The sequence below is a fragment of the Acidicapsa ligni genome, assembly GCF_025685655.1.
GTDB classification, from domain to species: Bacteria; Acidobacteriota; Terriglobia; order Terriglobales; family Acidobacteriaceae; genus Acidicapsa; species Acidicapsa ligni.
In genome coordinates this window covers 589,583-609,781 of the sequence record NZ_JAGSYG010000001.1, presented here as the reverse complement: position 1 = coordinate 609,781, position 20,199 = coordinate 589,583, and the positions used below count along the sequence as shown (strand labels likewise).

General features: G+C 58.1%; 20 protein-coding genes. 10 read left to right on the top strand and 10 right to left on the bottom strand.

Annotated features, from left to right (window positions below):
* Positions 1-110: 110 nt before the first annotated feature.
* The 4 genes from pyrR to OHL19_RS02395 all read right to left on the bottom strand — a co-directional run bounded on the left by pyrR (position 111) and on the right by OHL19_RS02395 (position 2,917).
* The gene (pyrR, locus tag OHL19_RS02410) at positions 111-686 is read right to left on the bottom strand and encodes a bifunctional pyr operon transcriptional regulator/uracil phosphoribosyltransferase PyrR (RefSeq protein WP_263355988.1); all 576 of its coding nucleotides are present in this window, start codon (positions 684-686) and stop codon (positions 111-113) included.
* A gap of 69 nt (positions 687-755) precedes the next feature.
* Positions 756-1,478 (bottom strand): hypothetical protein, encoded by a 723-nt coding sequence (locus tag OHL19_RS02405; RefSeq protein WP_263355987.1) that lies wholly within the window; start codon positions 1,476-1,478, stop codon positions 756-758.
* A 277-nt stretch (positions 1,479-1,755) separates the two neighbouring features.
* On the bottom strand, positions 1,756-2,388 hold the full coding sequence (locus OHL19_RS02400) for a hypothetical protein (protein WP_263355986.1): 633 nt from the start codon (positions 2,386-2,388) through the stop codon (positions 1,756-1,758).
* Positions 2,389-2,497: 109 nt separating this feature from the next.
* Positions 2,498-2,917: a hypothetical protein gene (locus OHL19_RS02395; protein WP_263355985.1), complete on the bottom strand. Its 420-nt coding sequence runs from the start codon at positions 2,915-2,917 to the stop codon at positions 2,498-2,500.
* Between the two features lie 230 nt (positions 2,918-3,147).
* Here OHL19_RS02395 and OHL19_RS02390 point away from each other — a divergent pair, with 230 nt between their 5' ends.
* The 6 genes from OHL19_RS02390 (at position 3,148) to OHL19_RS02365 (ending at position 8,895) form a co-directional block, all read left to right on the top strand.
* Positions 3,148-3,861 carry an RNA polymerase sigma factor gene (locus OHL19_RS02390; RefSeq protein WP_263355984.1) on the top strand — a complete coding sequence of 238 codons (714 nt, stop codon included), beginning with the start codon at positions 3,148-3,150 and terminating at the stop codon, positions 3,859-3,861.
* Positions 3,858-4,289 (top strand): hypothetical protein, encoded by a 432-nt coding sequence (locus OHL19_RS02385; protein WP_263355983.1) that lies wholly within the window; start codon positions 3,858-3,860, stop codon positions 4,287-4,289. Before OHL19_RS02390 ends, OHL19_RS02385 begins: the two co-directional genes overlap by 4 nt.
* Before the next feature lie 57 nt (positions 4,290-4,346).
* Positions 4,347-4,763 carry a RidA family protein gene (locus OHL19_RS02380; RefSeq protein WP_263355982.1) on the top strand — a complete coding sequence of 139 codons (417 nt, stop codon included), beginning with the start codon at positions 4,347-4,349 and terminating at the stop codon, positions 4,761-4,763.
* A gap of 161 nt (positions 4,764-4,924) precedes the next feature.
* Positions 4,925-5,737: a DUF4145 domain-containing protein gene (locus tag OHL19_RS02375; protein WP_263355981.1), complete on the top strand. Its 813-nt coding sequence runs from the start codon at positions 4,925-4,927 to the stop codon at positions 5,735-5,737.
* 69 nt (positions 5,738-5,806) lie between these two features.
* Positions 5,807-6,382, top strand: coding sequence for an elongation factor P (gene efp / locus OHL19_RS02370; protein WP_263355980.1), 576 nt, complete (start codon positions 5,807-5,809; stop codon positions 6,380-6,382).
* A 341-nt stretch (positions 6,383-6,723) separates the two neighbouring features.
* On the top strand, positions 6,724-8,895 hold the full coding sequence (locus tag OHL19_RS02365; protein ID WP_263355979.1) for a S9 family peptidase: 2,172 nt from the start codon (positions 6,724-6,726) through the stop codon (positions 8,893-8,895).
* 37 nt (positions 8,896-8,932) lie between these two features.
* Here OHL19_RS02365 and OHL19_RS02360 read toward each other — a convergent pair whose 3' ends face one another.
* Positions 8,933-9,685 (bottom strand): response regulator, encoded by a 753-nt coding sequence (locus OHL19_RS02360; RefSeq protein WP_263355978.1) that lies wholly within the window; start codon positions 9,683-9,685, stop codon positions 8,933-8,935.
* Between the two features lie 46 nt (positions 9,686-9,731).
* Positions 9,732-11,120 (bottom strand): replicative DNA helicase, encoded by a 1,389-nt coding sequence (dnaB, locus tag OHL19_RS02355; protein ID WP_263356794.1) that lies wholly within the window; start codon positions 11,118-11,120, stop codon positions 9,732-9,734.
* A 152-nt stretch (positions 11,121-11,272) separates the two neighbouring features.
* On the opposite strand from dnaB, the gene OHL19_RS02350 reads away from it, so the two are divergent.
* Complete coding sequence (locus OHL19_RS02350; RefSeq protein WP_263355977.1) at positions 11,273-11,878, top strand: nuclear transport factor 2 family protein; 606 nt, start codon at positions 11,273-11,275, stop codon at positions 11,876-11,878.
* A gap of 71 nt (positions 11,879-11,949) precedes the next feature.
* Here OHL19_RS02350 and OHL19_RS02345 read toward each other — a convergent pair whose 3' ends face one another.
* The gene (locus tag OHL19_RS02345; RefSeq protein WP_263355976.1) at positions 11,950-14,499 is read right to left on the bottom strand and encodes a glycosyl hydrolase; all 2,550 of its coding nucleotides are present in this window, start codon (positions 14,497-14,499) and stop codon (positions 11,950-11,952) included.
* 112 nt (positions 14,500-14,611) lie between these two features.
* The gene (gene mnmG, locus OHL19_RS02340) at positions 14,612-16,627 is read right to left on the bottom strand and encodes a tRNA uridine-5-carboxymethylaminomethyl(34) synthesis enzyme MnmG (RefSeq protein ID WP_263355975.1); all 2,016 of its coding nucleotides are present in this window, start codon (positions 16,625-16,627) and stop codon (positions 14,612-14,614) included.
* A 267-nt stretch (positions 16,628-16,894) separates the two neighbouring features.
* Between mnmG and OHL19_RS02335 the strand changes: the two genes are divergently transcribed.
* Complete coding sequence (locus tag OHL19_RS02335) at positions 16,895-17,449, top strand: hypothetical protein (RefSeq protein ID WP_263355974.1); 555 nt, start codon at positions 16,895-16,897, stop codon at positions 17,447-17,449.
* An 18-nt stretch (positions 17,450-17,467) separates the two neighbouring features.
* Here the strand turns inward: OHL19_RS02335 and OHL19_RS02330 are convergent, their stop codons facing one another.
* Positions 17,468-17,848, bottom strand: a complete 381-nt coding sequence (locus tag OHL19_RS02330; RefSeq protein WP_263355973.1) for a helix-turn-helix domain-containing protein — start codon at positions 17,846-17,848, stop codon at positions 17,468-17,470.
* A 91-nt stretch (positions 17,849-17,939) separates the two neighbouring features.
* Positions 17,940-18,215 (bottom strand): type II toxin-antitoxin system RelE/ParE family toxin, encoded by a 276-nt coding sequence (locus OHL19_RS02325; protein WP_263355972.1) that lies wholly within the window; start codon positions 18,213-18,215, stop codon positions 17,940-17,942.
* A 99-nt stretch (positions 18,216-18,314) separates the two neighbouring features.
* On the opposite strand from OHL19_RS02325, the gene OHL19_RS02320 reads away from it, so the two are divergent.
* Together OHL19_RS02320 and OHL19_RS02315 are read left to right on the top strand one after the other, a co-directional pair.
* Positions 18,315-18,659 carry a hypothetical protein gene (locus OHL19_RS02320; RefSeq protein WP_263355971.1) on the top strand — a complete coding sequence of 115 codons (345 nt, stop codon included), beginning with the start codon at positions 18,315-18,317 and terminating at the stop codon, positions 18,657-18,659.
* 65 nt (positions 18,660-18,724) lie between these two features.
* Complete coding sequence (locus OHL19_RS02315) at positions 18,725-20,071, top strand: alkaline phosphatase family protein (protein WP_263355970.1); 1,347 nt, start codon at positions 18,725-18,727, stop codon at positions 20,069-20,071.
* Positions 20,072-20,199 lie beyond the last annotated feature (128 nt).

Here is a 20,199-nt window from a genome sequence, read left to right as displayed (position 1 = left end):
ACTCACGAACACCTGAGACGGGCGCAAGAGGAACACTCGCGTACGAACAGTCCCGTCCGGTCTAAGATTTAATTACAGAAAATCGATACGTCAAATTACGCCACCCCGGCTTAGTCGTTCTTCTCCACCAGCAGCACCTGCTCATCGTTATCGACCTCGCGGAATTTCACCTCGATAATCTCCCGGCTGCTCGTCGGAACATGCTTGCCGACATACGTTGCCTCGATCGGCAGTTCGCGATGACCGCGATCGATCAGCACCGCCAGTTGCACACATTGCGCGCGCCCATGGTCGAACAAAGCATCCAGCGCAGCGCGAATCGTCCGTCCCGTATACAGCACGTCGTCGCACAAAATCACGTGGCGGCCATTCACATCCACGCCCAGATCGCCCACGTTCACCACCGGACGAGTCCCATGCGTAGTCAAATCATCGCGGTAAAACTGGATATCCAGCACCCCGGTCTCGACCGTGCGCTTCATAATGCCGCCGATCAACACCGCCAGCCGCTCTGCCAGCGGAACACCCCGGCGCTTGATACCAACCAGCACAACGCTCTCGCTGGCATTGGTCTTCTCCACAATCTGGTGGGCCAGCCGGACCAGTGTCCGCTCAATCTCCGAGGCCGACATCAGTCTGCCCTTCTCACGGAGTGCCGGCTTGTTTGCCTCTGCTGTTTCGCTCATAATCTCGCTCGCAATCTCGCTTGTGTCAGGTCTTGAAGACGATCTAAATCGGGTCGATTTCGTTCTATTCTACGCGGATCGCCGCGACGACTGCCCCATAAAACGAGCTCCCACAACGCCGCCGATCGTCGAAAACAAGATCAGAAAGACCGATCCAATCAGGAATGTCGCCAGCGCGAGTCCCGCACGTCCCTCGGCAGAGGTCATCCAAGCGCGGGAAACCTGTACGATTTGCTCCGCCTGGGCCGCAGTCATACCCATCTGGGTCGCCATCTGCTGATCCAGAGAAAGACTCTTCTCCACCACGCCCAGCCATTCAGAATCCATCTGGCTGCCCTGGTGCATCACAAACCTGTCCGCCCAGACCTTCGCGCCATTCACGCTGAGAGTCAGCCAGCTCGCAAACAACCCAGTCACCAGCCCTATCCGGGCCCCATTTCCCATCGACAGCCAACTAATCCGCGCGCCCTTCAGATAGAGCCGTACAGCCCAGACCGCCGCACCCATCATCCAGATCAGGGCCAGCGACGAGCCGATCGGAGTCAGCGCCGAACACAGCAATCCCGCAGGAATCGCCAGGATTCCCGCAGCCTTGAGCGCCGGCCGCCACGCAATACCCGTAGCAGAACCGGACAAAGCCTGCGCATTTTCGCCCGCAGCGTCCGCAACATCGCCCAACGGCAAAGGCGGCGGCTCCTCGGCAATGTACACAAGCTGCGGCAGCCCGCATGCCGGACAATACCGGTCGGCTCCGCGAAGTATTTCATGGCAACGCTGACAGGTAGCTTCCATTCGTCGGTCGATCCGTCCCACCCCTGAAGCTATACCCTCACACCAACCAACCGCAATCAACTTAGCAATCTATCCAAGAAACAAAAGCCCTTACCCCAGCTTTTGCCCTTGCCGCCTTTGCCCTTGCAGTTGCCTTTGCCGTTCTGTCTGTCATTCCCGAAGGGAATCTGCTGTTAGCCCTTGCCTTTGCCGTTCCGTCTGTCATTCCCGCAGGGAATCTGCTTCACCCGCAAACACCAAACAAAGCCACGCAGTATCGCCACCCCGTCACAACCAGCTAATTACTCTTCCCCTCATCGCTACCGATATTCGCCGGCAAATCCAATGCCACCAGTGCAAACCGGATCTGGTCGCCTTTGGAGCTCTCAAACCCCACAATATGCTGGTGCCGTTTTGAACCAGCCTTCAGTTCGAGATTGTCCTTGTAATCCGTTTTGAACTCGTCAATCTTGACCTTGGCGCTGCTATTGTCATCCGCACAGCTCAGCCCCTCATGCGTTACCGCCGGAGTCCCGACCGGGGCATTGTCCCTGCAGGTAATCACATCCCCATACCGCGACAGGGCTTTCTTGTAGAAGGCCGCAACCTTCTCCTGGCTATCCGTCGTCGCATACGAAACAACCTTCACCCGGAGCTGCCACTCTCCGAACCCCAGGTGCACATCCGCCGACTTGTGATCTTCCTCGTTCACCATCGTTGCGCCCGGATACACCGGCAGTCCCAGGTCCGCCGCCGAGGTCTTGTCGGTATTCACATGCACCCCACCGAATGGCGTATCGACCTGTACATTCTTCTCCTTGCCGTTCGAGTCCTTATCCACATGCACCCGGCAACCGGAGACGCCCAGCGTCGCCGCAACTCCAAGTACCACCGCCACTCTACGAAACTTCCACATCTTTTGGGAATTCATGGTTACCACCTTCTGTAATGACTTACGCCACTATCCTACCGATGGTTCCCCGCGAAATGCCGGAATTCCATTTATGCCCACCCGTTTTCTGACAGCGACCTCCCGATTATCAATCCATTGGCTCGGCCGATGCAGCCGATGGTTTCGGCGCCAGCACCATCGCGTACACCAGCAACGCGACCCCAATCAGCCCTGGAATCAGCCCAACGAGATAAACCGGCCGCTCCGGATGCATCCCGTACAGGAAAAACAGGAGCGCCACACCTACAGCGACATTGATCAGTCCGCCCAGTTTCATCCCCTCAAGCCTCTTGATCTCTTTGCCCATCGCGCTGGCCCGGCGAGTGCGTTCTTCCCCCTGCAGCATCTCGATCACCTGGCGCGCGCCTTCGCCCGGCATTTCCGCAATACGTCGCAGCGACTCCGCCTTGTAGTAGGTCTCTCGTTCTTTCCTCCGGGCCTCAGTCCATACCGCAATTGAAACAAAGGTGAACACCGAGACAGACGCTACGCAAAAAAACAGCGGCATTCCTATATCTCCCATAAATCCCTCCAACAGGGGATATTTTCCCCATGCAGCCTGTACGACATCGCACCCGCAAACGCGGTTGCATTTTCTCTCGATAATGAAATTTTCTTGCGAAGACCATCGCCTCCCCTACAAAATGCAACCTGCCAGCAGACTTCCCTGTCTTACCGCTCACTGTCCTACCGCAGGCAATCTGCCATCGGAAAGATTCTCCAAAGGAGTAGCCCGGCATGAACATGAATCCGATTTCCGCCGGGCACGAGCCAGTTCCTCTTTCAATCGGGGCTCCAACCTCCCACACGACTCAAACCGATACCGACAGCATCCTCGTAGACCGCGTCCTGAGCGGCGAACTCCAGGCATTCGCGGCCCTCGTGGAGCGCTGGCAACGTCCGCTCATCAACATGGCATGGCGTTACTGCCACGATCGTCACCGGGCCGAAGACATGGCGCAGGAAGCCCTACTGCGAGTCTGGCGAGGACTCGCCCAATGGCGGCGCGAAAGCAGCTTCTCCACATGGCTCTTTTCCGTAGCCGCCAACATCTATCGCACCGAGTTAAAACACATCCCATCGCCTGCTATCTCATTCGACCAGGTTTCCGAATCGTCGCAGCCTTCAATCCCCTTCGTCCACGATGCGGAACTCGATGGCGCGGCCCGCGATGAAGCCGTCCGCCGCGCCGTCTTCGCTCTCCCGGAAAAATACCGCGAACCCCTGATCCTGTTCTACTTTCATGAAATGGACCTCGTAGCCGCAGCAGCCACCATGCGCATCCCCACAGGGACGATGAAGGCCCGGCTGTCTCGCGGTCGCGCACTTCTCAAGCAAAGATTCCCGCAACTCCGCGAACAATTGCCAGAGCACGCAACCGATCCTGAGAAATCGCTGCCACAACGCAGTTCAGAATCAAACCAGAATTCCAGGAAAGAAGACCCGCGATGAACCAGCCCAAAACAAGCAACAGGAGCCAGGCATTCAACAACGCGCAACCCGACGAGTTGGACCAGATCCTGCTCGCACAGGACACCCTGTTGCCATCCTCAGGCTTCGCCGCGTCCGTCATGGAAATCATCCAGCAGGAAGCAGAACAAGCCACCGCTCCCACCTCCATACCGTTTCCCTGGAAGCTAGCCATCCCCGGCATCGCCGCATTGCTGGCAGGGATAGCCATCCTCATCCGGCTAGCCATCCTGACGATTAACAGCCCGAAACAAAATACCTCCACGGACTACCAGGCATGGCTATTCTCCTCATCCGAGCCAGCCGTAATGCTGCGCACCCAGGCCGCCCCGGTAATCCTCGCCCTCGCAGCCTCCTGGCTTTGTGTCATCCTGTGCCGCAGACTGGCCGGTGGCTGGTCCACGCGCTAGCAGACTCACAAGTAGACCGGCTAGCCGCCCCGCAGGCCGCCAGCTACAATTAACCGCATGAGCGAAGAACTGAGCCTCGAACCCCGCAACGTTATCGCCACCAACAGCGCCCCCAAAGCCATCGGCCCCTATTCCCAGGGCATCCGTGCCGGAAACCTGCTCTTCACCTCGGGCCAGATCGCTCTCGATCCGGAGTCGCAGGCAGTTGTCGCTGGCGGCATCAAGGAACAGACCACCCAGGTCTTCGCCAATCTCAAAGCCATTCTCGAAGCAGGCGGCAGCAGCTTCGCCCAGGTCGTCAAAGCCACCGTCTTCCTCAAAAACTTCGACGACTTCGCCGCCGTGAATGCCATCTACGCCACCCATCTCGCCGCCGCTGGAACCCAGCCGCCCGCCCGCACCACCGTCGAAGTCTCACGCCTGCCCAAAGACGTTCTCGTGGAGATCGACCTGGTAGCTTTGGTAGCCAGCTAAGCAACACAGGGATCTTCGGCCAGCAACGCCCGCAAACAGAAAATCCCTATTATTCCTGCTCGAATCTCCGATTCCCACTCCGGCAATCACTCGACAATTCTTCCTGCTCATAAGCCCCGCCACAACCCTCCCGCCTCTAAACTGCGAACTGGGAGCGGTACATGGCTATCGAAATCGACCAGCTCAGCAACCTGCTCCTCAAAATGGCTGACAAAAGCGCTCCCGGCCGTGAATTCTCCTCCGCCATCGCAGAGCTGGCCCGCACCGGACGCTTTGCCCAGCTTCAGGACGTCCTTCCCGCCGTTGTCTATGAAGAACTCTGGCACCGCTATCAATCCAGCCCCACTGCCTTCATCGAAGAATGGCAGCACCTCGCCCACGAGATGCAGTACGGTTTCATTCAGCACGCGCGCCAACGCCTCACCTCGCTCACCCACCTGCAACACGCAGGCAGCGACATCCACACACCAGCCTGGAAATCCATCCAGCGCGCACTCGACAGCAGCCAGAACGACCTGCTCCGCGCCGCCGTAGCCGCCGAGTTTCTCGATCTTGTAGAACCAGCCGTGGCACGCGCCACCCACCTGCGCGAATGCGTCGTCGCATCTCCATCCTCTGAAGAAGCCGACCGCTACCTAGACGAAGCCACACGCTGTTACTTCTTCGCTCTCTTCACTGCCTGCGCCGTCATGTGCCGCAGCGTCCTCGAAGAAGCCATCAAGCAAAAGCTCCCCGACGCTCTCAGCAAGCTCATCCACGCCCGCTATCGGAACGCCGCCACCCTCGGCAACCTGCTCCACGAGGTGAACAACAACCTCATCGCCACCGGTATCGACCCAGCCTTCCCCAGGCTCGCCAACCAGGTCAACGACATCGGCAGAAAAGCCGTCCACCAGGGACTGCTCTCCGAAGACGAATCCCGCACCTGCCTGCAAAACGCCCGCGAGGCCCTGCAACTCCTCCTGCAGCAGTAGCCTGATATCCTGACAGGGCTGCATCATTCCCCTGCACATCAGTTGCACCGGACAAATCTGAGGTAAATCATGGCCGCCCTGCTCGAAGCCATCAATATCAAGCGCAAGATGTATTTCGAATTCGAAAACGCTCCGTTCTACTGCCTGGAGTCGGAAATCTCCACCCCCACAGCACGCGGAGGCCAGACTCTCGTTCGCCTCAAGATGCGCAACCTCATCACCCGCGCCGTCTTCGACAAAACCTTCAAGGCGCAGGACAAATTCAAAGAACCCGATCTCGAACTCGACGAAGCCTCCTACCTGTACACCGATGGCGACGGCTCCTACTTCCTCGATCAGGCCAGCTTCGAAACCCTCACCCTGAACCGCGATATGGTCGGAGACGCCCTCGACTTCCTGCTCGAAGGTTCCATCCTCCAGATCCACAAGTTCAACGGCAACCCCATCGGCCTCCAACTTCCCGCCCAGGTCGAGCTCGAAGTCACCTACACCGAGCCCGGCGTCCGCGGCGACACCGCCAGCGGAGCCGTCACCAAACCCGCCAAGCTCGAAACCGGCATCGAGATCAAAGTCCCCTTCTTCATCAAACAAGGCGAAAAAATCAAAGTTTCCACCGAAACCCACGAATTCGCCGGCCGCGCCTAAACCCTCCCCAAAATAGACACCAACCCGAGCTGGGCAAACTTTGCCCAGCTCAGGCGAAATAAACAAATCCCACCGTCCCAACCGTTACCTTTGCAGTTGCCGTTGCTGTTGCCCTTGCCTTTGCCGTTGCTGTTGCCTTTCTGGCTGTCATTCCCGAAGGGAATCTGCTGTTGCCCTTGCCTTTGCTGTTGCCTTGCCTTTGCAGTTGCCCTTGCCTTCCCAGCCATCATTCTCGAAAAGAAATCTGCTGTTGCGTTGCCCTTGCACCCCCCCCAAATTCCCTTCTAGACATTTCCCCACCCGAATGAAAGCATCCCGACATAGCATCAAGGAGTCCGGACTTGCCCAACTCATTCCGCATTGCATCCTTTGCTGCCCCGATCCTCCTCGCCATCGCGGCCAGCGCGCAGGCTCCATTCACCCTTCCGCAAGTCCTCAGCGCCCCATTCCCCTCTGAACTCCAGGCCGCACCCGCCCTCAATCGCATCAGTTGGATCGCCGACGCCGAAGGCCGGCGTAATCTCTGGATCGCTGACCCAGCCAACGGCAAATACACCGCCCGCCAATTGACGAAGTACACCGAAGACGACGGCATCGAACTCGGCAACGTAGCCTGGTCCCCCGACGCACAGCAGATCGCCTACGCCCGAGGCACCGACTTCGAAGCCCCCAACAAACCCGCCGCCAATCCCGCCCTGCTCCCCGGCGGAGTAAGCCCCGAAATCTTCCTGGTTGACATAAAATCCGGCCAATCGACAAAGGTCGCCGAAGGCCGCGCCCCACTCTTCACCAGCAGCGGCGACGCCCTTATCTACATCAGCAACAATCAGCTCTGGATGGTCAAACTGGCTGCAGGCAAAGCTCCGCAGCCCAAGCCGGAACAGCTCCTCCACACCCGAGGCAGCATCGGCAGCCTGCGCCTCTCGCCCGACGGCAGCAAACTGGCCTTCGTCAGCACCCGCGATAACGACGGCTTCATCGGCGTCTACGACCTCGGGGCAAAATCGCTCACCTACCTGAGCCCCAGCGCAGACAGCGACATGGAACCCGCATGGTCACCAGATAGCAGGCAAATAGCCTTCATTCGCACCGCCACCACGGACGACGACTATCTGTTCGCCCCCAGCCGCACCGCCATCACCCCGTGGTCCATTCGCATAGCCGACATGGGTACTGGCCAAAACCATGACATCCCGAGCAATGAGATACAAAGTCACGAAATATGGAAAGCCGCCGCAGGCCAGGGCAGCGTCTTCCGCGCATTGGCCTCCGACAACCAACTCCTCTGGACCGCAGCCAGCCAGATCGTTTTCCCCAGCGAACTCGACGGCTGGCTCCATCTCTACGCCGTGCCAACCTCCGGCGGAACAGCAACCCTGCTCACCCCCGGCGACTTCGAAGTTGAGCACACCAATCTCAGCAAAGACCGCACCGAACTCGTCTATTCCTCAAATCAAGGCACCGGAGATTCTGCCGCAGACTCTAAAGATATCGACCGCCGCCACATCTGGAAACTCGCCGTCTCATCGCAAACAATCGGCAAACCAAAAGCCATCACCCGCGGCGAAGGCATCGAAGTCACACCCATCCTCGTCAGCGACAATCGGACCGTAGCCGTTCTCCGTTCCGATGCGCGCCTGCCAATGCGGCCCGCCATCGTAACCGGCAATCAGTTAGTTGACCTCAACCCTGAAGCCATCCCTAAAGACTTTCCCGCCGCCAGTCTCGTCGTCCCGCAACAAGTCATCCTCAGCTCCGCGGACGGCATGCAGATTCACGGCCAGCTCTTCCTGCCGCCAGCCTCCAGCACCACCCGCCATCCGGCACTCGTCTTCTTCCACGGAGGCTCGCGCCGGCAGATGCTTCTCGGCTGGCATTACATGCAGTACTACAACAACGCCTATGGCATGAACCAATACCTCGCCAGCCAGGGCTATGTTGTGCTCAGCGTCAACTACCGCAGCGGCATCGGTTACGGCCTCAACTTCCGCGAAGCCCTCAACTATGGCGCAGACGGTGCCAGCGAATTCAACGACGTCCTCGGCGCAGGCCTCTATCTCCGCAACCGGCCCGATGTTGATCCAGCCCACATCGGCTCCTGGGGAGGCAGCTACGGCGGCTACCTCACCGCGCTCGCATTAGCCCGCGCCTCCGACCTCTTTAGCGCCGGAGTCGACTTCCACGGCGTCCACGACTGGAACATCGAGCTCGGCAACTGGAACACCAGCTACGACCCCACAGCCGACCCCAATCGCTCCCGCATCGCCTATGAATCCTCGCCAATCTCATCCGTCTCCACCTGGCGCTCGCCCGTCCTGCTCATCCACGGCGACGACGACCGCAACGTGCAGTTTTCGCAAACGCCCAAACTCGCAGCCGCCCTTCGCAAGCAGCAGGTCTCCGTCGATGAACTCATCTTCCCCGACGAAATTCACGACTTCCTCCTCCACCGCGACTGGCTAAAAGCCTACGCAGCAGAAACAGCCTTCTTCGCCCACCACCTGCAGCAATAGAAAGCATCAACTCAAGAATCAAAAGAAATGTTCTGCCCTAAGCCTGCCCCTTGGATGTAGCAGTCGTCGTAGTAGTCGCAGCATCCAGCATCCCAAACAACTCCGTCGGCGAAGACGTAAACGCCGTCGCGCCCAGACTAAGAGCTTCCGCGCCATGAGCCTGCATCGCGCTCGCGCTGCTGAAGAACACAAAAGGAACAGTCTTGCTCTTATCCCGGATCAGCCTCAAAAGCTCGATCCCCGCCGTAGAGCGATAGTTCAGGCCATCCCGGCGGCCCATATCGGAAATGATGTAGTCATAGCTCTCCGAGCTGAAAAGCTTTATACCCGCAGAAGTCGACTCGGCAAGATCCACATGAACGCCCCTGTCCGTCAGCCGCTGAATAAAATAACTATTATTTTTAGGGTTATCGTCCACCCACAGAATCCTCGAAATCCTGCGCGGCTCCGCGGCAGTTTCACTCGCGATCCGCTCCACATTAGAAGAAGCAGCAGGCGCAACCAGACCCGGCAAAACCGGGCTTTCCGAGAAAACCGGGTTTCCCGAGCCTGCCAGTTCCTTTTGAATCTCAGTAACCCTGGCCTGGAGATCCGCAATTAGATTCTGCTGAACCTGGTTCGCCTCTTCCATCGTCAGTTCCTGCCCGCCAATCTTCAGCGTAAACTTTCGCGACTTGGCGGATTCAATGATGGCAGCAATTGCAGGTCTGAAGCTGAGCAGCAGCCCGATCGTAATCAAAGGCCAGAGCAGCGAAGAAATAGCCTGGATAAGTTTCTGAATCGCGTCCATTCAAGTCCCTCTCCACCCACCGGTTCAGGAATCGTTGCGAATCTTCTTACTGCCCGTCGTGCACAGTATCCAGATTCTCAAACCGCGTAAACTGCGATAGAAACGCCAGATCTACCGACCCCGTCGGCCCGTTTCTCTGCTTGGCAATAATGATCTCCGCCTTGTTCTTGTCGGGGTCTTCTTCCTTGTCGCGGTTGTAATAGCTCTCGCGGTGAATAAACGCCACCACGTCCGCGTCCTGCTCAATCGAACCCGACTCGCGCAGATCGCTCAGCAACGGCTTCTTGTCATCCCCACGGCGCTCACTCGCACGCGAAAGCTGCGAAAGCGCAATCACCGGTACATCCATCTCTTTCGCCAGAGCCTTCAACCCGCGCGAAATCGCCGAAACTTCCTGCGTCCGGCTCTCAAACCGCTTCCCACCCTGCGAAGGCAGCGAAGCCGTCATCAGTTGCAGGTAATCCACCACGATCAGATCCAGCGCGCCACCCGATGTCTGCTTCAACCGCCGCGCCTTGGCCCGCATCTCGGCCAGCGAAATTCCCGGCGTATCGTCGATAAACATCTTCGACTCCACCAGGTCTTCAAGCGCCGTGCGCAGCTTGTCCTGATCGTCGCGCCCTAAAAAGCCCGTCTGCAACTTGCGCTGGTCAACCCACGCCTGGCTCGCCAGCATACGACGCAACAGCGCTTCTTTCGACATTTCCAGCGAGAAGACAGCGACCACCGCCTTGCCCCGCACCGCCGCATTCTGCGCAATGTTGATCGCCCACGCCGTCTTGCCCATTGAGGGCCGCGCCGCAATAATGATCAACTCACCCTTTTGCAGCCCGCTGGTCATCTTGTCGAACTCGGTGAAGTACGTCTCAAGTCCGGTAACCTCACGCGCCTGCTGGTAAAGATTGTCAATCGACCCGAATGACCCGGCGACAATATCCTCAAGGCTCGCCAGCCCCTTCGAAATACTCTTCTCGCCAACCTCCAGCAACTGCGATTCAGCGGCATTTAAAACATCCAGCGCCGTCTCGCTCTGATCCGCGGCCCGCGCAATCGCCGCCGAGCAAATCAGCATCAACTGCCGTAAGAGACTCTTATCCTTGACGATACGAATGTACTCGTCGATGATTGGCCGGCGCGGCAACCCCTCCGTCAGCGAGGCCAGATAGGCCACACCCCCAACCGACTCAAGCTCTTTATATTTCGATAGCTCATGCGCCACCGTAACCAGGTCGATCGCATGACCTTCGCCGCCCAGCTCGGTCATCCGCTGGTAGATACGCCGATGCGAATCCAGCGAAAAATCATCCGGAGTCAGCCTCTCTTCCGCCTCGGAAAGCGCATGATTCTCCAGCAAAATTGCGCCGAGAATCGTCCTCTCAGCATCAATGTTAGAGGGCAGGCCATTGTCGATAGAAAAGCTGGGAGTCGAAGCCATCCCAGTCAGTGTACGAAAAATCGCGGCGCGAGCGTACCTGTGAAGAATTCGCAAAACAGGTCACCAAACGTCCATTTCCTCCAAATAGATACAGGCCCGCTCACCGTCCTCTAACCCTTGAGCAGTAAGATCGTCTATAGGAGTACCCGCTTATGAAGCATTTCCTGTATGTAGCACCTGTTCTTTTGGCTCTTGGAGCAAGCTCCGTATTCGCTCAGACTTCCGTTCCAGAGGTATCGGCAAACCAACCTGGCCAATCCCTCGCCGCGTCCGCCGAAAGCCCAGAAATCCGCGAACTACAGCAAGTCGAAGACAAATGGAGCACCGCCCTGAATCAGCGTGATCAGTACGGTCTCGAACTCGTGCTCTCCCCACTCTTCGTCGACATCTCTGCCTACGGAGACATCACCAGCCGCAACCAGCAGGTAGTCGCCGTCATCAACCAGGAAGACAAGACCGCCACCACAGACCTGCACGTCATTACCGTCCGCGTACTGGGAGACATAGCCGTAGCCAACGGCACCTACTCGTACAAACACAAGACGGTCAATGGCGCGGTCGAGGATAGAGGCGTCTTCACCCACGTCTTCCAGCGCCAGCACGGCAACTGGGTCTGCCTCAACGCGCAGCGCACACTCATCCGTCAGGAAGTCCCGAACGCCAGGACCAAAGCTCCCAAAACCAAATCTCAGGCCGAACTTCCCTTCCACATCCCACTCTTCTCAAAAGGCGACAAGTCCCCTCAGACCAATCCGTAGGGCACGCCGCAAATTGCGCGAAAGCCCTGCCCAGATTGCCTGAGTATCCTTCGCTCTCGTTACGATTTGGACTACTCTGCCTCGACCATCACCGTCACCGGCCCCATCAATCCCGAAGTCTCCAACGGGGAATCCTTCGTAAAGTAGTTCCAGGTCGTAAACGTCAGCCGCTCCTTCACCGGGCGCGGCTCATCCTTCAGGAACCAGTCTGGAAATTCGCGCATAAAAGCCCCGCTCTTCGCATCCGGATCACCCATCCTCCACTCCGCATCCGACGGATGCTGCTCATCCCCGATCAGTCGATTTGCCCAGACATTCGTCACCGCAATCTCCAGCCGATTCTTCCCGGGCCGCATCGCGTCCGTGACATCCACTCTCCACGGGGCCGTCCAAACCACGCCGAGATTCTTCCCATTCAACGTCACCTCGGCGATATGCTTCACCACCCCAAGATCCAGGTAAACCTTGCGCCCCGCCGGTGCCGCTTCCAGTTCAATCTCCTTCGAATAAACCGCCATCCCCGAGTAATACTGAATGCCCGCATCCTTGTGCGTCGTCCAATCCATCAGCGAATCAAACTGCACCGCTGCCGGACCACCCCACCTCGGATCGAAGCTCACCTGCCACGGTCCCGCCAACTCCGGGCCGGAATTCAGAGCAGGGAAGTCCGTACCCGGCTTGCCTTTCCCCGCAAAACCCGCCGCAATCGTCCGCCGAAATACCACGAAATAGCTCTGCGTCTCCGCAAACTCCAGCCCAAAACTCGTCCCATTCGCCGTCTGCCGAAACTCCGTCAGATCCCGCACCGTATTCGCCACCGGATCCCAAAGCTCCGGCTGCATCCCCTTCACCGGAAACGTGCACTCCACCTGCCCAGCCCGCCACTCCTGATTCGCAACAAAATAAATCTCTGTTCCACCATCCTGTCGATCCCGCCGATGAATGCTATGCAACCCTGGCCCGACTCCAGGATCGTCCGTAGCCACCACCAAACTCGTCTCCGCCGAGGGAGCCACATACTCCCCGCGCTGCAAAAGCGCCTGGCAGCGCCACAGATAGTTCAGCCACGCCCGTCCCGGCTTCCACCAGGTCTGGTAGCGTCCCAGGTGCATGCCCCACTGCCCCATCACGTTGCCCGGCTGATACTTCGCATCCCACGCCTGCTGCACAAAATGGTGAACATTCACCCGGTTCACCCCCGCGCAAAACGCCCCATCCCCCACCGGCTTCAGCCACGCCGGATGCTCCGTCCACCGCGCAAACTCCGGCTGCGTTGAAAAAGCCTCCGCCACAATCAATGTGTCGCCAGCCTTCCGCGCCGCCTTCACCACCGGCTCCAGATCCCACGGCGAATAGCGCCCGTTATCCGTCCAGAACTCCACCGCCGGGATATCCAGCGACTTCACCACCTCGCCAATCTCCCACGGACCCTCATATGGCTCCGCCACAAACTTCATCCCCGCCTCGCGAATAAGCGGCCCCGGCGTGCCCCAATAGCAGTCGCGATACAGATCCTCAATCGTCCGCTGAAAATCCTCTTTGAACTTCGCAGTCTCCGCCGCGCTTTCCACCACGCGCCCCGCCAGCACCGGCAGCCACTGCGTCATCTCATAGCCACGCCGCGCACGAAACTCCTCCCGCATCTTCGGCGTCCACGTCGCGTTTCCCGCCTCATAGCTGTCGAAGTAAAGGGTAGTCAGCGTCGATCCCATCAGCTCACCCAGGTGCTTCCGAATCTCCCCCAGCACATGCTCAATGTGGAACGTCACCGCCTCGCGGCTCATCTTGTCGCACTCCAGCCCTATCGCCTCCCACTGCGCCGGTTGAATCATCCCACCCGTAGTCGTATGCCCAAATCGATAAACCGACCAAGCTCCGGCAGGCGCATCCCAATCGACCTCACCCGCCGCATTCATCTGTTTTGAAAGATCGACAATCCGTTCCCTGCCAACCACCCCATCGGCCGCAATCGCCAGCACCGCAATCTCTCGAAAGTAACTCTGCCGCGCCTCCACCAACGGCGGCGCAACCTTGTCCTCCGAGGGAATGTAAGTCGCAGGAAACTGGTCATGCGGATGCGGATCGACCTTCGGCTTTTCCAGCGTCAGATGCACCCGCGAACCACCCGCAACCCTCTGCTCCGACCACACAACCTCCTGCATCGAGAGCTCCGGAGTAATCCACTTACCGCCGCTGCTCTCATACCCCGCGCAGTTATGCAGAATCAGCTCCAGCCCCAGCCGCCTGCACTCCTCCGCCGCATGACGCACCAGCGCCCACCACGGCTCCGTAAACGTAACAATCTCCGGCGTAGGACTCTTCCGAATCGCCCCCGCCGTCGGTGTCACCGTGTCCGACAAGCTGAAGATCGTCGCCCCGCCAATCCCCGCCTCGTGCATCGCCTCAAGATCGCGCGTAATCCCCGCCGCACTCACGTTGTGCCCCATCCACATCCAAAGCACATAAGGCCGCGCCGAATCCGGCAACTTCGGAAAGGACCGCTGTCCAGGCGTACCCCAGAACTCCTCAGCCGAAAGCCGAGAAGGCACACAGAGCTGCGCACCAGCCCCAGCCAGCAAAACACAAAATGTACGTCTGGAAAGCGAAGAAGAGGAACTCATAGTCCCACCAGCCTACCCGCCCAGCCCAACAAAATCTATCGAAGAAAAATCATCCTTGAACTCAAACCAGCACTCGACCCAAACCACCCCAGCCAATCCAGCAAACAGGGCATTAACCCGCTAGCTGGCCAGCCTTGCCCTGGACCTTGCCCTGCACGCGAATACTCACATGCACCAGCCCCAGCGCCGCCGGAGTCACCCCTGGAATCCGGCTCGCCTGCCCAATCGTCTGCGGCCTCACCCGTCCCAGCGTCTCCTGCATCTCCCGCGAAAGCCCACTGATCGTCGTGTAATTCAGCCATTCTGGAATCGTCACGCCCTCAGCTTCCTTCAGCTTCTGGATGGCCTTTTTCTGCTGCTCAAGATACCCGGCAAACTTGATCTCCGTCTCCACCGCACGAGCCTCATTGCGAGGCACCGCAGTCAAACGCGTCCCGTCCGCATCCGCCACATAATCACGCAACAAATCATCACTCGAAAGCTCCGCCGCAAGAGCCTTCAGCACCGACTCAATCTGCACCTCGGGCCGCTTCAACAACTGCGCCCAGGTCTGCCCCGGCACCGCCGCAAAATCAATCTCCGCAGCAGCAACAGCCAGCCCCGCGGCATCCACCTTCTTCGTCGTAAGCAACTGCGTCAACGCCGCCATCCGCGCCTGCTTCTGCTCATATGCAGCCCACGCCTCATCGCCAATCAGCCCCAGCTTCCGCCCATACGGAGTAAGCCTTCGGTCCGCATTATCGATCCGCAAATGCAGCCGGAACTCCGCCCGCGAAGTGAACATCCGGTAAGGCTCGTTCGTCCCCTTCGAGATCAGATCGTCAATCAAAATCCCCGTATAACCCTCAGTGCGATCCAGCGTAAATGGCTTCTCGCCCTTCAGCTTCAGCGCGGCATTGATGCCCGCCATAATGCCCTGGCAAGCCGCCTCTTCATAGCCGCTCGTCCCGTTGATCTGCCCGGCAAGATAAAGGCCTTCCATGCTCTTGACCTTTAAGGCCCGATCCAGCTCCGTAGCATCCACCGAGTCATACTCGATCGCATATCCCGGCCGCAGCATCTCCGCATTCTCCAGCCCCGGTATCGAACGCACAATCTCCTGCTGCACTTCCATCGGCAGCGAAGTAGACATGCCGTTCACATATACCTCGTGCGTGTTCAACCCCTCCGGCTCCAGGAAAAACTGGTGCTGCGTCTTCTCAGGAAACTTCACAATCTTGTCCTCGATTGAAGGACAATAACGCGGCCCAATCCCCTCAATCGCCCCTGAATACATCGCCGACCGGCTCACATTTGCGCGAATAATCTCCAGCGTCTGCGGAGTCGTATACGCAATGTGGCAACTGATCTGCCGCTGCACAATCTTTGTCGTGCGAAAGCTGAACGGCGTCGGATCAACATCGCCCGGCTGCTCCTCAAAAGCCTCCCAGCGAATCGTCCGCCCATCCAGCCTCGGCGGAGTCCCAGTCTTCAACCGCGTAGTCCGCAACCCCAGCCTCCGCAACGCCTCGCCCAGCAAAACACTCGCAGGCTCGCCGCTCCGCCCCGCCGGATACCGTTCCTCACCACAATGAATCAGCCCATTTAAAAACGTGCCGGTGGTGATGATCGTAGCCCCAGCCAAAAGCTGCCGCCCGTCCCGCAACTTCAACCCAAGCACCCGCTGCTTGGGCTTTGAATATTCCACGTCCGAAGAAATCCCAGGGTGGGATAACAAATCTGCGCCATCAATTTCTTCCAGGACTAAGTCAACAGCCTCAGCCTGCTTGATAAACAGGTTCGGCTGATTCTCCAAAACCTCGCGCATCTTCACGCGATACAGCGCCTTGTCGCACTGCGCCCGAGGACTCCAGACCGCAGGCCCCCGCGAAGTATTCAGCAGCCGAAACTGGATACCCACAGCATCCGCCACCTCGCCCATCACGCCACCCAGCGCATCCACCTCGCGCACCAGGTGCCCCTTGGCAATGCCGCCAATCGCCGGATTGCACGACATCTGCGCAATCAAATCCAGATTCATGGTGATAATGGCCGTCTTCAAACCCATGCGCGCCGCCGCCATAGCCGCCTCGCACCCAGCATGCCCAGCCCCCACCACCGCCACATCAAACCGTTCCGTAAAACCCATAACACTCCTATTCTACGGATTTAACGATTTCGCTGCAGAATTGAGCAATAAAGAGGAGGCAATCGCCAGTATCCCAGCCGCCTGAAATAGACAACTCCCATCCGATCAAGTCAAACTAAATTCAATATGCCAGGCATTGAAAATCGTGTTCGACAAAGCGCAATTCTTGCATTACGTCTTTCAGCCATCTTCACTGTTGGTGCCATCATAGTCGGGCCATGTCTCGCCTACGTGAAGAGCTTGTCGCACCGGGCAGGCACTCTAAACTTGCCCCGAACAGTCGAATTTACCGTTTTAGTCGCCGCCATTAGCTTCTTTGGATTCTTTCTATATAGCTTTTGGACCCTGACCCGTCGCGCTCCAGCTCTGGATATCCTCTCCAACGAGGCCTCCGATGCGGATCGGCTTCCGTTGCCAGCCTCCAGCTTTGTTGCAATGGAGTACTTCTGGCTCATCCTGAACCGCACTTTCGTTGTCTTCTCAACCCCCAACGCTCTCTATGGATGGAAAGCTTCGGGACCGGTTAGCAATGCTGATCGAGATTACTTTCAGCCTTTGGTCGAAATGACCTTGGATAGGGAGTTGACGCAAGATCTGGCCGCGATCCGAAAACTCTCTGAGTTAAGCGGCGGATTTTGCATAGCCCGTTCGAGCATCGTCTCCGTCGAGAGCAGTTACAAATCCAAATGGGGTATGGGCGGCATTCTGCACAGCGGTCGAGTCACCATCACTACGAATACGAGAAGATCTCGCGAGTTTATCCTTCTGGGAAGCTCTGCCGACCCCGACTCGATTAAGGACGCAATCTGGAATGGGCGATGATCAAACCATCTGAGAAAGTTAGAGTGCAGCTAGCTGACGACTCCCAGACCCTATTTTCCTTGAAGGTAGCTTAGTTCTTGCCCTAGTAGTCTTTGTTCGCCCAGATCGCACAGTAATGCTCGTCTCAAGCTGCAACCGATCCGCATACCGCAACAGCTTCTCAATACTCACCTGAGCAATCCGCCCCTTTAACAAATTGCTCACCGATGGCTGATACTCATCCAGCAAACTCGCCAGTTGCGCCTGCGTGTAACCCTCTACTTGCACATGTTCAAGAATGGCAGAAAGTATCTCTGCCTTGACTCTCAGCGCACTCGCCTCCGAAGCAGAAAACCCCAGCGCATCGAAGACATTCCCCTTCACGACGCGAGTCGGCTTATTTTTCGCTTCGCTTTTCATATACCTTCTGCTCCTGAATGCGCTGCCTCACTAACTTCAATCGCGGACTGGCAATCGTAATATCCCGTCGATCCGTCTTACGGCTGTCTTTCTAAAAGCAATGCAGCACGTAAATAACGTTGTCTACTTTCGAGAGGTAGATAGCTCGGTACCACGTCCGCTCATCAGCTTCTTTCAATTTGTAAACACCAGTTCCGATAAAACTCATGCTGAGTGTCTGGCACGTCGGTTCTCTCCCAATTTGAAGCTGGCGAAGCGAAAACCCCAGCGCCTGTTTCACTCCTGAAGGAAACGCCGAAAGCACTTCCAGAGAATCCCCTTCAAAGTGGATTTCCCCAGAACCTGTTGAGCCTTTACGGGATCGCATTTGAACCCTGCTTAGTCGACGCCCTTGGTTTATACAATATTTATTATAATCATCTGGCCAAATTCAGCGCTAAAATAATTGCAAAATGAGGCAAGCCCCATGCTCCTTGAGCTAGCCAAACCCGCATCCCTCCTCGCCAGCATCGTCTCCCTCTGCGCCGTCTTCCACGCCGCCTTCCTCGGCACAGAAACCAACCTCGAAGCCCGCCTATGGAACATCATCGGCATCCTCGCCCTGGCCGCTGTTATCTCTTTCCTGAGCGGCGAAATCTTCCGCAAAAGCACACCCACCGCCGGGTCCCTTCACAGCAACACTTCAGAGAGTCTGGCCTCTACATTCCCCGTCCAGATCTTCTTTTGGAGCACCGGCACCATGCTCGTTCTATTCCTCGCCGCCTGGTATCTCGAAACACACATCATCTTCTACAAAGACATCCGCTACTAACCCCAGATTCAACACCACCCCGACAATCTAGAATCAGAAGCAGTTCGATTGAAGGGAACCGCGCCTTGATCCTCCACACGTTCCGCGCATCCGTCCTCACTGCTCTACTAGCCGGCACCGTAAGCTGGTCGCAAACTCCAGCAGCCAAACCAATCGTGATCGTAGTCAGCATTGACGGCTTTCCCGCCCGCGCTCTCAAGGACCCACGCCTTCCCATGCCCGTTCTGCGCTCGCTCGCCGCCTCCGGCTCTGCCGCGACCGAGATGCGCCCCATCAACCCCACCGTCACCTGGCCGAACCACACCGCCATGATCACCGGCGTCGACGCCAGCCATCACTTCGTCATGGCCAACGGACTCATCGTCCAGCCCGCCGACGGCAGCGCACCAACAGTCGAGCCCTGGGTCGATAAGGACAAACTCGTCCACGCCCGCACCCTCTACGAAGCAGCCGCAGAAAAAGGTCTGACCACCGGCCAGGTGGATTGGGTCGCCATCTACGGAGCCAAAGGCGTCCGCTGGTCCTTCGCCGAAAAGCCCGACATCCACTCCCAGATCCCGCAGGAACTCATCGCCCAGGGCCTCGTCACTCCCGATCAGGTTGAACACTTCGGCGATGACAGTACCCCCGCATGGCGCGACCAGATCTGGACCGACGCCGCCATCGACATCATCGAAAAACATCGGCCCGACCTGCTGCTCCTTCACCTGCTCCAGACCGACACGGTGCAGCATGAATACGCCCCGCTGACCAACGCCGCCTACGCTGCTTATGCCTACGCCGATCACTGCCTGGGCCGCGTCGTCGAGGCCGCCCGCAAAGCCGGTATCCTCGACCGCACCACCTTCATCATCGTCTCCGATCATGGCTTCGCAACCTACACCCACAGCATCAATCCCAACGTCGCTCTTATAGAACAAGGCCTGATCCGCAAAGAAGGAAGCACCTTCCACGGCGATGTCTGGGTCAAGGCCGAGGGCGGAGTAGCCGAACTCTTCATCCGCGATCCAAACCGCCGCGCCGAGCTCCTCCCAAAACTCAAGACCTACTTCGCCGGCATCCCCGGCATCGCACACGTCTACACCAATGAAGAAGCCCGCGCCCTCGGCATCCCCGCCGAAGCCGACACCAACCAGGCCCCGCAACTCTATCTCGCCGCAGCTCCCAACTACGCCTTCGACGACAACACCTCCGGGCCGGTCGTCAGCGATAATCCCGCACGTGGAACGCACGGCTATCTCAACTCCATGCCTGACATGCAATCGCTTTTCATCGCCTCCGGAGCAGCCGTCAAACCCGGCATCGCCCTCGGCAATATCGATAACCTCCGCGTCGCTCCCACCATCGCTAAAATTCTCGGCGTAGCTCTCCCCGACGCAAAGGAACCACCCCTCAACGAAATCCTGCGCTGACGAATTTCAATCCGGGGCAAGCCAACCGGAGTGCTATCCTTCCTCTCAAGAACGAAGCTATGCCTGTGCATTCGTGGCCAGGGGCTCGACCCCTTATGTTTTCGAATATTCCTGCGCCCGCAGCACCC

What these genes read in the sequence shown, in the direction of transcription:
- pyrR (WP_263355988.1), bottom strand. Translation starts at nt 686, where the DNA reads ATGAGCGAAACAGCAGAGGCAAACAAGCCGGCACTCCGTGAGAAGGGC.
- OHL19_RS02400 (WP_263355986.1), bottom strand. Translation starts at nt 2,388, where the DNA reads ATGAATTCCCAAAAGATGTGGAAGTTTCGTAGAGTGGCGGTGGTACTT.
- OHL19_RS02385 (WP_263355983.1), top strand. Translation starts at nt 3,858, where the DNA reads ATGAACCAGCCCAAAACAAGCAACAGGAGCCAGGCATTCAACAACGCG.
- OHL19_RS02345 (WP_263355976.1), bottom strand. Translation starts at nt 14,499, where the DNA reads ATGAGTTCCTCTTCTTCGCTTTCCAGACGTACATTTTGTGTTTTGCTG.
- OHL19_RS02325 (WP_263355972.1), bottom strand. Translation starts at nt 18,215, where the DNA reads ATGCGATCCCGTAAAGGCTCAACAGGTTCTGGGGAAATCCACTTTGAA.
- OHL19_RS02405 (WP_263355987.1), bottom strand. Translation starts at nt 1,478, where the DNA reads ATGGAAGCTACCTGTCAGCGTTGCCATGAAATACTTCGCGGAGCCGAC.
- mnmG (WP_263355975.1), bottom strand. Translation starts at nt 16,627, where the DNA reads ATGGGTTTTACGGAACGGTTTGATGTGGCGGTGGTGGGGGCTGGGCAT.
- OHL19_RS02330 (WP_263355973.1), bottom strand. Translation starts at nt 17,848, where the DNA reads ATGAAAAGCGAAGCGAAAAATAAGCCGACTCGCGTCGTGAAGGGGAAT.
- OHL19_RS02320 (WP_263355971.1), top strand. Translation starts at nt 18,315, where the DNA reads ATGCTCCTTGAGCTAGCCAAACCCGCATCCCTCCTCGCCAGCATCGTC.
- OHL19_RS02395 (WP_263355985.1), bottom strand. Translation starts at nt 2,917, where the DNA reads ATGCCGCTGTTTTTTTGCGTAGCGTCTGTCTCGGTGTTCACCTTTGTT.
- OHL19_RS02360 (WP_263355978.1), bottom strand. Translation starts at nt 9,685, where the DNA reads ATGGACGCGATTCAGAAACTTATCCAGGCTATTTCTTCGCTGCTCTGG.
- dnaB (WP_263356794.1), bottom strand. Translation starts at nt 11,120, where the DNA reads ATGGCTTCGACTCCCAGCTTTTCTATCGACAATGGCCTGCCCTCTAAC.
- OHL19_RS02390 (WP_263355984.1), top strand. Translation starts at nt 3,148, where the DNA reads ATGAACATGAATCCGATTTCCGCCGGGCACGAGCCAGTTCCTCTTTCA.
- OHL19_RS02375 (WP_263355981.1), top strand. Translation starts at nt 4,925, where the DNA reads ATGGCTATCGAAATCGACCAGCTCAGCAACCTGCTCCTCAAAATGGCT.
- OHL19_RS02380 (WP_263355982.1), top strand. Translation starts at nt 4,347, where the DNA reads ATGAGCGAAGAACTGAGCCTCGAACCCCGCAACGTTATCGCCACCAAC.
- efp (WP_263355980.1), top strand. Translation starts at nt 5,807, where the DNA reads ATGGCCGCCCTGCTCGAAGCCATCAATATCAAGCGCAAGATGTATTTC.
- OHL19_RS02350 (WP_263355977.1), top strand. Translation starts at nt 11,273, where the DNA reads ATGAAGCATTTCCTGTATGTAGCACCTGTTCTTTTGGCTCTTGGAGCA.